Genomic DNA, 12,901 nt, shown 5'->3' on the forward strand with positions numbered 1-12,901 from the left:
TGCATGGTTATGCGCAATAAAAAACTAGGCAGTGCATTAATATTGGCAGGCACTGCTATTGGTGCGGGTATGTTGGCACTCCCTTTAAGCTCAAGTAGTTTGGGCTTTCCATTAATGATTGCGTTAATGGTTTTATTCTGGGGACTTATGTTTTACACCGCTATGTTGATCATGGAAGTCAACCTAGCCATTGAGCCGGGGTCAACATTGTTTACCATGGCGCACCGGACATTAGGTAAGCCTGGCAAAATAGTGGCAAGTATCGCTACGCTCTTCCTTTTTTATGCACTACTGTCTGCTTATATCACAGGAGGCTCTTCTTTACTTAACAGCTATTTAAGCTCTCTGTTAGGTAAACCGCTGTCCCAGGTGCATACCACATTATGTTTTACGGTTATTGCTGGGGGACTGGTGTACTGGAGCACCAGGACTGTAGATTTTGTAAACCGCCTTTTGTTTTTGGGTAAGATAGCCATTTTCCTGACTATTGTTGCTTTTCTCCTACCTGAAGTAAATCAACAGCATCTCACTGAAATGCCAGTTGATAATGGACTGATGTTAGCTGCAATGCCAATAGTGTTTACGTCATTTGGTTTCCATGGCAGTGTCACCAGTGTTATTGCTTATCAGGGCAGTGATGTAAAAAGCCTGCGAAACATAATTTTACTGGGTAGCTTGTTGCCGCTTTTGGTCTATTTTGCTTGGGAGATAGTGACCTTAGGGGTGCTACCAGCAACAGCTATAGGCGCTATTGTTCAGGACGGTGGTTCTGTACCTGAAATGATCTCTGCACTAGGTAGCCAAATCCCTAAAACACCATGGATAAGCACAGGGTTGAATATTTTTTCTAATATTGCATTACTGACTTCATTTCTTGGGGTTGCTCTAGGGTTATTCGACTTTATAGCGGATGCCAGAGACCATGGTGATTGCCGCCGAGGGCGATTAGTAACCGCAATATATACATTTATACCACCGCTTATCTTTGCGCTTTTCTATCCAAAAGGATTCATTATGGCGCTGGGATTTGCCGCATTAGCCTTGGCGGTATTAGGGGTAATTCTTCCAGTATTAATGGCTTGGAAAGTAAGACAAAATGCCAATGAAAGCCAGTATCAAGTATTTGGTGGTATGCCTCTGCTTATGATTGCGATGTTATTAGCAATGCTTATCATCTGTATAGAGCTTGCTTCAACTGTCGGGATCATTGAGGGAATATAATCTGCATTGCTAAAAAGTAAATACATTGTTGCTGACTTTTAGCAAGGGAGGTTGAGGAAAGGCTAGTACTTTGTAATTGCTTCAATGGGGCTTTAGCAAATTAATGTTTATATTGGCAAAATGTGCAGGGATAGCACAAATTACTTAAAGAGTTTTTAATGTTTGTCTATGATAACGGCTATAAATTAAGCTGTTTCTAATTGATAATAATAGGTAGTTGACCAAACAATGTTAAAATTCAGAGCAGTCTGTTTATGTTTACTGGCACCCGTCGTGCTTAATGCTCAGGATTTACAGCTAAGTGAGCACATCTCTCTACCTATTCCTGAGGGTTGGGAGATTGGTAAACAGTTGAGTCCGGCAAGTGATCTTCACTACCATACGCTATATAACTCTAAAACACAGCAAAAACTATTAATTCTAAATGGTCTTATTGAAGAATGGCAAAGCCAGTGCAAGGTTGATACTCGGGTCAGGGAATGTGTAAAAGAGAAACTAACAGAGAAAGGGTTAGCTGAACGAGATAAGCTTTTACAGTCGTATCAAAAAAAGATAATTAGTGGACCTGAAATCGTCAATAAAAAAATCAACGAACAAAATGAATTGCTACGATTTAGCTGGACAGCGCAGGATAATAATATTGTGGATTTAAACGCAGCTACACAAGAAACCCCACTATTTTACGATTGTTTTGTTATTGGTTATATATTTAATGATAAATACGTTACTCATCTAACAATGATTGATATTGTGGACCAACCACAGGATTGCAAGAAGAGAGAGACATTTATTGATAAAATAGCTGGCTCAGTCAGTATTATAGAAGAGAAAGTTGAGTACCAAGAAGTGAGTCAGGATAAAACTGATTCTGTTTTAGACTAGAATAAGAAGGGTTCAAGTAAAATTTTTTTGTGCAAAAGCATAGAGAAGTCACCTGCCCGGTCACAAGGCAGGTAACATTTTACACAACACTGATTTTACTTTAATTTTAAGTAATATTATTTAGAAAATATCAAATACGTAATCAATATAGATACGGTTATAATCGATATCTTCAGTGGTGGATACAAGTGTTTTTGAGCCTCGGTAGGTTCCGTTATTCCAAGAAACACTTAAGCCTTTTAGAGTAGGATCTTGGAAAGCATAGCTTAACGTCATATCACGCCCCCACTCTGTTTTTGGTCTGTCAATAGTATCCCCTAAACCATTATTATTTTTATCTAGATCGAAGCCTCGTTGGTAATTAATATCAAACTCAAGCCCTGGAACGCCCATATCTGAAAAATCATAGGTGAAACCAACCATGATCGCTTTTTCATCTTTATATGCAAAGTCTGACCAGACAGGAATACTAGAATTAAAACCTCCATAGTATTCTCCGGTTTCCCAAGCATAACGGAAGTCTCCTTTAGCGGTATGCTGGTACGCGAGGCGGTAAGTTGCTGCGTCTAAATGTAATTGTGCGAGGAAGGAGGTATTTTTTGACTCAAAGTCATCTGCATTTGAAAATGTTTGATTAAAAGCGTCACCTATACTTTCAAGAGTATGATGAATACCCTCTAAATAAAGCTTATTATTGTCAACAAGCTCCATGGTGTAGTGTATTTTATAGAGATTAGATTTTTGGAAGTCATTCGACTTACCCCAATCGTATTCAATACCAATCCCGTTATCAAACTGATAGGCGAGTCCATAAGCTTGAATATAGTTTACTTTTTTTGTATTAGCGTCAGTGCTTGAACCATCATAAAAATCTTCAAAGTGGCCAAATGAACGCCATGAGTGCTGAGTAATATACGCACCATGCAGCTTAAGTTCACCAATATTAACTTCACCTGTTGTACCATATAGTGAGCTAGGCGCAGCACGGGAAGAAGAGCCTTGAATCAAATTATCATTGTAAACTTGTCGGCCATGCTTAATGTTGACATTTAAATCATCATTACCGTATTTGAATTTTACAAATGCTTGGCCAATTTTATTGATATCGTTAGTTTCTCTTTGGTTTCTTCCATCTTTTGGCAAATGAGTAAAACTATCACCAGGAGAATCAAGGTCCCAAGCGCCATAGTAAGACATGTCAAAACCAATCATGTCAGCAAAATAGCCTGAATGATAATTAAGATGTAAGCCCTGAACCCACTCACGGTTATCGTAAGGTGATTCATCTCGACCATCACGATTGAAGTAAACATTTCTTAATTTAGCATCAAGGCGACTGCCTTCGAGAAAACCTTTACTACTTTCATTTGCATGTGTATTAGAAAAAGAGAAAATAGTGGCGGTAACGGCACAAAACAATGCCGAATACTTAAAAGTATGCATAATACCAAGTTACTCCTAGAGCGTTTTGTTAGACACTTTTATTATTTATTAATTTGCTTGTGCAAAACTCCCGAGCCTAGCTTGCAAAAGATTGATATTTTTATTTTGCTACTAAGTCTTATTAGCTTTTTTGATTTTATACTGTCTATTATTTAACAAAAAATAAATAAATTTGGCAAATAAAAATCAAAATATATTTAATATGTGCTTACTCTAATAGAATAATCCTTATTATAAAAAAAATTATGAGTAAAGATTTAGTTATGACTAACTGGTTTGCTAAGTCTGAAGATAAATTGAGGTAAAATAAAAAGAGTTAGGAACAGTTCAACAAGTGTTACCCAGCGTTCACGTTACCAGGCTTTACGTTGAAATATGATTACTGTTTATTTGGATGTGGTTAGCAGAGTGTAAAAAGTAGGTTTGCACTGTTGGAGTTGGTACAACCCTTATCTATCATAGACTGTTTTATATGCAGTTGCCTTGGGGGATGGAGACTCAAAGTGGTAGAACAGGGAAAGATACATGTGGTTGGCGGTAATATAAGGGTTTTGACTAAAGGGTTGCAATACTGAAATATATCTGTATTATAAGCGGCCCGTTGGGTCGTTAGCTCAGTCGGTAGAGCAGTTGGCTTTTAACCAATTGGTCGCAGGTTCGAATCCTGCACGACCCACCATCTTATTACCCCTGTTTTCATTCCCCTTTGTAATACCTCTAGCCTTGTTAGCTTATTTATATGGTTTTTCTTCTTGGATAGCTTTGGCTTACTTGCAGTAAACAGTTCGAAATAATATATCCAGCCATTGTTTGCAGCCGGCATAATCTAAAACTATCCCCTCCAGCTAAGCTTTATGTGATAGTTCTAGTATGCCGCAGCTATTAGTTACTGACGTACTAATCGCAAACTGGTTGTTGGAGCAGCTTCAAAGTTACTCCTGAATGGGTTGATATCTAAGCCGCCACGGCGGGTGTAACGAGCAAAGACAGATAACTTTTCAGGTGCACAATAACGTTGAATATCAACAAAAATACGTTCGACACATTGTTCATGAAACTCTTGGTGCTGTCGAAAAGAGATGATATAGCGTAATAAGGCTTCTCGATCAATCTGAGGGCCTTGATAATGAATCTGAACACTTCCCCAGTCGGGTTGCCCTGTTACCAAGCAGTTTGATTTCAATAAGTGGCTATGCAGTGTTTCTGATACAACTGTATTTGACGTAGCATTTTCCAGTAAAGCAGGGTTTAGCTCATAGTGATCAACACTTATATCAAGCTCATCCAACAGCGTTCCATCTAACTCTGCCATTTGGAGCGAGGCATGAGATAAAGGGTGAATTTGCACAGTGACAGGACCACCAGCACATGCAGATAAATCTCGGTGTAAGGTTGATGTGACTTCTTCTAGAGAATCAAACTGGGTTTGATTAAAACTATTTAAGTACAGCTTAAAGGATTTTGACTCGATTAAATGAGGGGTTGAAGCATCAATCCGCACTTCACCTGTCGCTACACACGGTTTACCCTTGGTGTTAAGCCAAGATAATTCATAGAGAGTCCAAAGATCTTCACCATGAAACGGTAAGGCCTCATCTTTCACGCCAATCTCTGTCCGATTAAGTTGTCTAGGAACGGGGTGAAGTAGGTCTGGTTTATAGTGACAAACATACTCAGTTGTTTGCCCAAGTGGAAGCTTTTTTAAGATATCATTATTACTCATTCGTTCTTTATTCCCAGCAACAAATCATACAGGGGTAAAAGGGGGCTTGAAGCAATGATCGCTACTTTAGTCGTATTGTGCAAGTGCCTCTTGGGCAGGTAAACTGCCTCCGCTAAAAATGCGTAGATTTATGATTTGTAAAGGGTAATAGCTGTGTAGATGTCAGAATAAGCATACCCAGGAGATGTGCCATGCAGGAAACTCAACCGATACTTTCAGGCATCACGATTTACCCTGTTAAATCAACGGCAGGTATTTCACTGTCTTCTTCTTATGTTGAACCTCAGGGCTTGGCATTTGACCGACGTTTTGTATTAGTTGATCAACAAAATAAGTTCATTACTGCGCGTACTGAACATAAATTATTACAAGTCCGTGCTAGCTTGACTGTGGGAGGATTACAACTTTCTGCACCTGGTATGGAGTCCCTCGCTATTGACTATCGACTGTTTACTGAATGCCAGAAGCAGTCTTTAGAAATCTGGGGGAAGCAAACTGATGGGATGCATGGTAGTCAAGCCTATGATCTATGGTTTTCAGATTATTTAGGTAAACCTTGTTCGTTGCTATATCAGGGAGGTGACAGTACGAGAGGTATTAAAAGCAATCCTGAGTATAAGGTAAGCTACGCCGATGGCTTGCCACTATTGCTTATCTCAGAAGAGTCATTAGCTGACCTTAATCGTTACACTGCTGAGCCTATAAATATGAACCAGTTTAGACCAAACCTGGTGGTTTCTGGCGTCAGTGATGCATTCGCAGAAGATGGATGGGATCGTATTCTTATTGGTGAGGTCGAGTTTTTAGTTGTTAGGCCATGCACTCGTTGTGTTTTAACCACAGTTAATCCAAAGACGTTGCAAAAAAGTCCAAACAATGAGCCATTGAAAACGTTAATGACCTATCGGCGCGATATAGAAGGGAAAGTTGATTTCGGCCAGAACTTGATAGCGCTAAATGAAGGTGCAATTAACGTTGGTGATGTCGTTGAGATTGTCTCAACAAAAGCAAAACCTGTATACATCGATCTTCGTTCAATGGTGGCATCAACAAATGTTAATGTTAAGAATCAGCTTTCTGAAGCAGAGTCTCTGTCTCTAGAAAAAGACACTATTGAAATTGATAAAGAAAATAAAAATATTAACAGTAAGAGACTACCTTGGCCTGCAACAGAACAAGGTCATTTAAAATGTCTGCATCGAGTACAGGAGACTTGGAATACTGTCACTTTTTGGTTCAAATTGCAGGAGGGCTGGGCGCTATCGTTTAAAGCAGGTCAGTATATAACACTGCATCAGGAAATAAATGGAGAGTTTATTTCTCGTTGCTATACAATCTCCTCGGCGCCAAATAATACAAATAGTTTTGCTATTACCGTGGAACGTACTAAAGATGGCGTATTTTCTAACTGGCTCCATGAGTATTGTCAAAGTGGTACATTAATAAAATCAAGCAAGCCGGAAGGTTTGTTTCATAATGAAGCAACAGAGAATCAAAAAGTCTTACTGTTGGCTGCGGGTAGTGGAATTACTCCAATGCTATCTATGATTCGTTATTGGAGTCAGCAAAAATTTGATAAAGACATTATCCTGATTTATACAGCTAAAACAGAAATTGATTTAGTAAGTGCTGATGAACTGAAAGTGATTGCCAGACATTATCCAGCACTGCAATTAATATTCTGCCTCACCCAAAGTGATATGAGCTGGCCAGGATTTAAAGGTAGATTGAATCAGTCAAAAATTCAGCAAATGGTACCTGATATAAATCAGCGTGCCGTTTATATTTGCGGTGGTGAAAGTTATATGGCTGATATGCGTGAAGCATGTTCAGCATTGATGGCAAAAGAAATATACGAAGAGCATTTTCAGCTTGCCATTAAAGATAAGCCTGTTAAAGACCAGCGAAGTATTACAGTGCTTTTTGATAGCTGGGATACATTTATTGAGGATGGCAATAGTCAGGATACTTTACTGGAGCAGGGAGAAATGGCTGGCCTGGATTTAGATTATTCCTGTCGTGCAGGTGTATGTGGTATTTGTAAGGTAAAGGTAACTTCAGGCTCATATGACCATGTTGCTGATTATGCATTGACAGAAGATGAAAAGGAAAACGGAATTGCCTTGGCATGCTCTTGCATACCTCAGACGGATATTGTTATTGAGTCACTATAGGATACTTCGAAGCCATAGTTGCCCTGTAAAAAAATGTGGTTTGTTCTGATAAGCGACTTGTAACGCTACCAGTTTGACAAATCATTTCTTTAGGGATGAATAATTCATAATTGTTCGATCGTTCCAATTGTCGGGTGTGCGGTATTCTTTTGTTTACCACAGGCCGACATCAAAATCACAACACTGGGAAATTTCCAGGACGCTCTTTTAAAAGTGGTTGATGTATAGCAAAAAGTGGATTTGCAATTGTTCTGAGTTTAAAGGCAAGTATACCCAAAACGAAGGGTTTTTATACCCCAAGGGCACAAGGGTGCGGCCGTTAAACGCTCCTCGGCAATAGCTCTTGCATTGCTCTACTATATGACATCCATGTCATTATGCATAAACTGCATTCCCACCATCCTTAGTGTTCAAGAGCGTTGACAATAAACCCTAAAAATGATTCGTGAAGGGTATATGTCAGTTTACTGCTTAACGGCTAATAGTGGTCGATAAACGAATTGACTTAAAATAGGTATACACAATATGATGTATTTTTTAATTTGACCAATTGAGCTAAGGGTTAAGTACATATATATACTTATTATAGAGTGTAGTGCCTAACTAAAGCTCGTTGCATGTAATGAGCGTTTATTGATTGTCAGTGCAGGTAAATATTGAAACGCTGTTTTCTTAATTAAAGAAATTGGTAGTAGACCAATATATTGGTATACATGTTTACTAAATAATTGATGTAGTAGCAGATTTATACCCAGGCTCGTTTGCTACAGTGAAGCTTGATATATTTAACATAGTTTATTCGATGTAAGATAGAAGAATTAAATCTGATATATGCAGAATGGTATCGGTATGAGAACTAGCTTGTACACTTTACCTTCATTCTTTTATACAGTTTGGGCTTCCAGGATATTAAACGACAAAAGGGTAAAAGGAGTTAAAATGGCGATTACTACAGCTGATGGTTGGGTGGTAGTCCACGATAAACCCATCAATGGTTTTCCCTGGTTGTATCGTCGGCTAATTGATCCAGACCATTTTCAAATTCGCTATGCCACACCTCATGGTGACTGGGTAGAGAAGATAGGGTCTTTGGACTTGTTAGGTGAACTACCAGAGCCTGATGACCATATTGACTGTGTAGTGGCTGGTCACTGTCTTATGGATGATGATGATACTAGTTCAATTGCGCTGCTCAAGATTGGCGTAAGACACTAGTTTACTTACACTCTTCGTGTTATTTCCAATAACACTGAACTTAAATGCCCTTGTCCACATAGGGCATTTATGGCTTCAAGAGTAAATACCCTTCACGAATGATTTCTAGGTTTTGTTATCTTCACTCCTCACCCCTCACCCCAATCACCTATTAATATAGGCTCATGGGGCTTCGTCACTCGATGGCCGCACCTAAAAACCATTCGTATTGAGTATATTTAGCACCACACTGCTTATTCAACAATAAAGCCTATCCAGATTATCCTTTAACAACTTCGCTTCTAAACGGTTCCTTCTTTTTATCAAGTAATCCAAAGTCCGATTAGCTATATATACGACAAATGGTTAATATTAGCGATTTAGTATTCGAGTTAAGCTAAGTAATTTTGGGTTTTTATGGCGAACTTTAACACACACATTAATGTTGCCGCAGCAGCAGGTGGCGTTGTATCTATTGTGGGATTGGGAGAAGGCTGGCTATCAATCTCCCAAGCGCTGACAACATGGCTGCTTATTTGTATTGGTGGTGTTTTGCCTGATATTGATTCTGATCATGCTAAGCCAGTTAAAGCGTTATTTACCGCGCTTGCTGTTGGGTCAGTCGTGTTAGTCGTAACACACCTAAAACCAGTGCCAGCCACACCTTTTTTGCTGTTAATAGGTTTTTCCGTATTTTTAAGTGTACGCATTCTTGGTTATAAAGTATTTGCAAAGTTTAGCGTGCACCGGGGTATTTACCATTCACTGTTGGCAGGTGCATTTTTTATGTCGATTACAATTGCGCTCTGTCACTATGCACTGCAAGCTAACCCAGTATTAGCCTGGGGTAGTGGTATTGCAATTGCGTTTGGTTTTTTGATTCATCTCACACTTGATGAAATATACAGTGTTGATATTGCAGGTGCACGAATTAAAAAATCTTTTGGTACGGCATTAAAACCTATCGATTTTAAGAATCCATTAAATTCGGTGTTAATGGGTGGAATTGTAGCGGCGTTATTTTTTATTTCACCCTCCCCATCCCCCTTTGTAGATTGGTTGGTTAAGTAACTTACTACAGAGATGCCTGCCTGCTATCTACTATGAACTAATGTGTAGACTGGCGGTAGGCATTTAGCTCTTTCAATAACCAGGATGAGCTGTTTTGTACAGCTTCCCCTTTACAATGAATACGATAGTGCTTGCCAGATAATTCACTTTTGGTAGCGCTATAACGAATAAAATCTTCAGTGCTTTTCACTTTGTCTTGAAAGTAGTCATATTTCTTTTGAATATGCTCTACTGCTTCACTGCCTGCATGCATCTCACCATTTCGTTCATACTTGCATGTGGTGTTTTGGACAAACTCTAATAGATGGGCAATTTCATTCTTGGTTGTAGGGCTTATGTCGGCTATTCCCTTGGTACTTACAAGCAGTACAGCCAGCGCAATAGTGATTGAGTACTTCATTTAAAACACCTGCTTATCCGTTTAACCATTGATCATAATGGGTGAATGTAGATCTGGCAACTTGAGCTTTATCACTCCAGGGGAATACGATCATCATGGCTTGGAGGAGATGAAATCACCAGCAAGTGTAAATCTACAGTTCCCTGATTACTGAGCTTGTGGTTGACCCCTGGGGTTATATTGAAACCTTGGTTAGTGTTCAATATGTACGTTTGGTTTTCGACTTCAAGTGTGGCTTGACCTGCTAAAACGTAAAAGAATTGCTCTGATTGTTGGTGATGGTGTTTAACTTCGGAGCAGCCCGGAGGTACACACTCTTGAATAACACTTAAGTTTGCTGATTTAGTCAGGTGCCAACCATCACACATTGCACCCCAGGTATAATGTTCTGCATTTTTGGTCGATATGATACCCATCAAAAAATCCCTTCCTGTTTAAAAACTGCCGTAGCCTCTTGCAACCAAAAGTGCAAGTAAAGGCATTAACAAAAATAAAGTTAACTCTACTCGAATAATGATAGGAATAGACTTTGATACGGATATATTTTTTAAAGCACTTTTGCGGCTTTTTATAAAAAATATGGTAGGGTAAATAGAAAGAAGAACAATTAAAATAAAGAGTGAAATTTTGGTGTGAAAAATCCAGTTCTTAAGATAATAGTCTGCAGGTTTTCCTACCACGAACCATAAAAGTAACCCCGCAGTTAAGGTCACTAATGCGCTAATACCATAAATAGCATCTACAATTGCGATTTTTCTAATTTGCTGTGATGTGAGTTCTTTAGCAATAAGTAAGTGTTCTGCTACAAGTGTCGCACCTAAACCAATAATGCCAATATAATGAAAATAACGAATAATTATTTCTGTCATTGACTATGTCCATTTTAGTAATTGATGTTATATGCTTTTATACTTATGTAGTTTTATAAGGCTCGTCAACAAGCATATTATTAACTGTTATATAAAACAACATTGATATGCTCTGTTAAGAATAGGACAGTCAGATTAGATGGCTTATGTTAAGAGTGGCTTACCTTTTCGAGTTCTCTTAGCTGACATTAATATTGCGCTCACATCGTCAACATTGGTAAATATACCCTTCACGAATCATTTTTATGTGCGCTATCCATAGCGCTCACCCTAACGGGCCAGCGAAGCTGTACTAATGTGTTCCCGACACATTAGTAGGGTTTGTTGTCAGCGCTCTTGACTACCAAGGATGGTGGGAATGCAGTTTATGCATAATGACATGGATGTCATGTAGTAGAGCAATGCAGGAGCAATTGCCGAGGAGCATTTAACTGCCACCCCAGTCACTTATTAATATAACCGCCCAGCAGTGCTGTTATATCAATTAAAGTGGCTACCGCAAGTTTCACAGCAGTAAACTTGCCCAGGGGCTTCATCGCTTGACGGCCGCACCCTTGTGTCCTTGGGGTATAAAAACCCTTCGTTTTGGGTATAGATAATTATTTTGTCAGACAATGGGTTTTGTACCCTAAAAATGATTCGTGAAGGGCGTAGTCAAAGGCGTATTTGGATCGAGGTAAAGCTTCATATATTACGTATTATTCATCTAACGGATATCCGGTACAATAAGCCTTTGTTATTTCCTAACCCGTTGGACCCCTTGCTATGGATACTGACATACTGCTGAGTAAAGTTACCTTTTTGTTTATCCTTGTTATGCTTGGCTATGTGGCCGGAAAGCGCCTTCCTCTTAATACCCGTACGTTTTCTTCTCTTCTTATTTATGTTGTAGCGCCTATTGTTATTTTTACAGGCATGATGGAAGCACCCATTAAGCTCAGCTATGCCATGCTACCAATAATGTTTTTTTGTATTTCTTGTAGCTTAGCTTTTATAGCTTTTCTCTGGGGAGGGCGTTTATGGCAAGATAATACACGTAATTTATTTGCTTTTTCTTCAGGTACGGGGAATACCGGATATTTTGGATTGCCAATTGCAATGGCATTATTTGATGCAGAAGGCGTTGCGGTTGTGCTATTTTCATTAATGGGTTTTATGGTATTTGAGAGCACGGTTGGCTTTTATATTACTGCACGCGGTAATTTTACTATTCAGGATAGTCTGCGCAAAATATCTCGATTACCTTTAATTTACGCATTTTCAACGGGCTTGCTTTTAAATTTAGCGGGCTTTCATTTACCTACTAATTTAGCAGAAAGCCTGGAAGCCTTTAAAGGAGCTTATACTGTATTGGGTATGATGATCGTGGGACTAGGGTTAGCACAGGTATCGCGTAGTCATATTGATATGAAATTTATTGCAGTCACATCTATCGTTAAATATATCTTTTGGCCTGCAGCAGTCATCATTGCAATTATTATTGATCACTTTGTTTTCCACAGTTTTAATCGCACGATTATGTACGGCATTTTACTAATGTCGATGGTGCCATTAGCCGCGAATAATATTGCAGTAGCTGTTGAGTTGGATGCTCAACCACAAAAAGCCGCAGTTGCAGTACTTGCCAGTACAGGCATGGGTATTATTATTATTCCATTTTATATGTCGTTAGTGCTTGCGTATTTTTAACACATTAATTTTCCATCCCCACCCTAACCCTCCCCTTACTCAGAGGCTGTCGCAAAAGGTTATGAGCGAAGCAAAGACAAGGCAAAAGTCGGCGAAAAGGCGGAGTTTATACTTAATAAATGAGTACTTTGAGTTTATTTTTAACGCAGTATTTGCAAGTGTAGTAGTTTTGCGACAGCCTCTTGATGGGGAGGGGATAATAAGTATAGCAATAGGTTGCGTGATTCATTCCGCT

The 12,901-nt window shown here is 39.0% G+C and carries 11 protein-coding genes and 1 tRNA gene; 7 read left to right on the top strand and 5 right to left on the bottom strand.

The window, feature by feature from the left end; translation table 11 throughout:
- The first annotated feature begins 3 nt into the window (after positions 1–3).
- Positions 4–1,221: an aromatic amino acid transport family protein gene (locus tag KHS79_RS22260; protein ID WP_212722205.1), complete on the top strand. Its 1,218-nt coding sequence runs from the start codon at positions 4–6 to the stop codon at positions 1,219–1,221.
- 228 nt (positions 1,222–1,449) lie between these two features.
- Positions 1,450–2,103 (top strand): hypothetical protein, encoded by a 654-nt coding sequence (locus KHS79_RS22265; RefSeq protein ID WP_212722206.1) that lies wholly within the window; start codon positions 1,450–1,452, stop codon positions 2,101–2,103.
- Between the two features lie 120 nt (positions 2,104–2,223).
- On the opposite strand, the gene KHS79_RS22270 is transcribed toward KHS79_RS22265, so the two are convergent.
- The gene (locus KHS79_RS22270; protein WP_212722207.1) at positions 2,224–3,546 is read right to left on the bottom strand and encodes an OprD family outer membrane porin; all 1,323 of its coding nucleotides are present in this window, start codon (positions 3,544–3,546) and stop codon (positions 2,224–2,226) included.
- Positions 3,547–4,149: 603 nt separating this feature from the next.
- Between KHS79_RS22270 and KHS79_RS22275 the strand changes: the two genes are divergently transcribed.
- A tRNA-Lys gene (locus KHS79_RS22275) sits at positions 4,150–4,225 on the top strand.
- A 207-nt stretch (positions 4,226–4,432) separates the two neighbouring features.
- Here KHS79_RS22275 and queF read toward each other — a convergent pair.
- Positions 4,433–5,269, bottom strand: a complete 837-nt coding sequence (queF, locus tag KHS79_RS22280) for an NADPH-dependent 7-cyano-7-deazaguanine reductase QueF (protein ID WP_212722209.1) — start codon at positions 5,267–5,269, stop codon at positions 4,433–4,435.
- A 191-nt stretch (positions 5,270–5,460) separates the two neighbouring features.
- Here queF and KHS79_RS22285 point away from each other — a divergent pair, with 191 nt between their 5' ends.
- The 3 genes from KHS79_RS22285 to KHS79_RS22295 all read left to right on the top strand — a co-directional run bounded on the left by KHS79_RS22285 (position 5,461) and on the right by KHS79_RS22295 (position 9,708).
- A complete protein-coding gene (locus KHS79_RS22285; protein WP_212722211.1) occupies positions 5,461–7,443 on the top strand; it encodes a hybrid-cluster NAD(P)-dependent oxidoreductase in 1,983 nt (660 codons plus the stop codon).
- Positions 7,444–8,382: 939 nt separating this feature from the next.
- Positions 8,383–8,658, top strand: a complete 276-nt coding sequence (locus tag KHS79_RS22290) for a hypothetical protein (protein ID WP_027709169.1) — start codon at positions 8,383–8,385, stop codon at positions 8,656–8,658.
- A 396-nt stretch (positions 8,659–9,054) separates the two neighbouring features.
- Positions 9,055–9,708, top strand: a complete 654-nt coding sequence (locus KHS79_RS22295) for a metal-dependent hydrolase (protein WP_027709170.1) — start codon at positions 9,055–9,057, stop codon at positions 9,706–9,708.
- Positions 9,709–9,745: 37 nt separating this feature from the next.
- Here KHS79_RS22295 and KHS79_RS22300 read toward each other — a convergent pair whose 3' ends face one another.
- The 3 genes from KHS79_RS22300 to KHS79_RS22310 all read right to left on the bottom strand — a co-directional run bounded on the left by KHS79_RS22300 (position 9,746) and on the right by KHS79_RS22310 (position 10,977).
- On the bottom strand, positions 9,746–10,108 hold the full coding sequence (locus KHS79_RS22300) for a DUF5329 family protein (protein WP_165773534.1): 363 nt from the start codon (positions 10,106–10,108) through the stop codon (positions 9,746–9,748).
- A 71-nt stretch (positions 10,109–10,179) separates the two neighbouring features.
- A complete protein-coding gene (locus KHS79_RS22305; RefSeq protein ID WP_212722213.1) occupies positions 10,180–10,524 on the bottom strand; it encodes a cupin domain-containing protein in 345 nt (114 codons plus the stop codon).
- An 18-nt stretch (positions 10,525–10,542) separates the two neighbouring features.
- On the bottom strand, positions 10,543–10,977 hold the full coding sequence (locus KHS79_RS22310) for a DUF2214 family protein (protein WP_027709173.1): 435 nt from the start codon (positions 10,975–10,977) through the stop codon (positions 10,543–10,545).
- A 765-nt stretch (positions 10,978–11,742) separates the two neighbouring features.
- Here KHS79_RS22310 and KHS79_RS22315 point away from each other — a divergent pair.
- Positions 11,743–12,666: an AEC family transporter gene (locus tag KHS79_RS22315; protein ID WP_212722216.1), complete on the top strand. Its 924-nt coding sequence runs from the start codon at positions 11,743–11,745 to the stop codon at positions 12,664–12,666.
- Positions 12,667–12,901: the final 235 nt, after the last annotated feature.

Source organism: Zooshikella ganghwensis (genome assembly GCF_018263875.1).
Classification (GTDB): domain Bacteria; phylum Pseudomonadota; class Gammaproteobacteria; order Pseudomonadales; family Zooshikellaceae; genus Zooshikella; species Zooshikella ganghwensis.

What these genes read in the sequence shown, in the direction of transcription:
- KHS79_RS22260 (WP_212722205.1), top strand. Translation starts at nt 4, where the DNA reads ATGGTTATGCGCAATAAAAAACTAGGCAGTGCATTAATATTGGCAGGC.
- KHS79_RS22265 (WP_212722206.1), top strand. Translation starts at nt 1,450, where the DNA reads ATGTTAAAATTCAGAGCAGTCTGTTTATGTTTACTGGCACCCGTCGTG.
- KHS79_RS22270 (WP_212722207.1), bottom strand. Translation starts at nt 3,546, where the DNA reads ATGCATACTTTTAAGTATTCGGCATTGTTTTGTGCCGTTACCGCCACT.
- queF (WP_212722209.1), bottom strand. Translation starts at nt 5,269, where the DNA reads ATGAGTAATAATGATATCTTAAAAAAGCTTCCACTTGGGCAAACAACT.
- KHS79_RS22285 (WP_212722211.1), top strand. Translation starts at nt 5,461, where the DNA reads ATGCAGGAAACTCAACCGATACTTTCAGGCATCACGATTTACCCTGTT.
- KHS79_RS22290 (WP_027709169.1), top strand. Translation starts at nt 8,383, where the DNA reads ATGGCGATTACTACAGCTGATGGTTGGGTGGTAGTCCACGATAAACCC.
- KHS79_RS22295 (WP_027709170.1), top strand. Translation starts at nt 9,055, where the DNA reads ATGGCGAACTTTAACACACACATTAATGTTGCCGCAGCAGCAGGTGGC.
- KHS79_RS22300 (WP_165773534.1), bottom strand. Translation starts at nt 10,108, where the DNA reads ATGAAGTACTCAATCACTATTGCGCTGGCTGTACTGCTTGTAAGTACC.
- KHS79_RS22305 (WP_212722213.1), bottom strand. Translation starts at nt 10,524, where the DNA reads ATGGGTATCATATCGACCAAAAATGCAGAACATTATACCTGGGGTGCA.
- KHS79_RS22310 (WP_027709173.1), bottom strand. Translation starts at nt 10,977, where the DNA reads ATGACAGAAATAATTATTCGTTATTTTCATTATATTGGCATTATTGGT.
- KHS79_RS22315 (WP_212722216.1), top strand. Translation starts at nt 11,743, where the DNA reads ATGGATACTGACATACTGCTGAGTAAAGTTACCTTTTTGTTTATCCTT.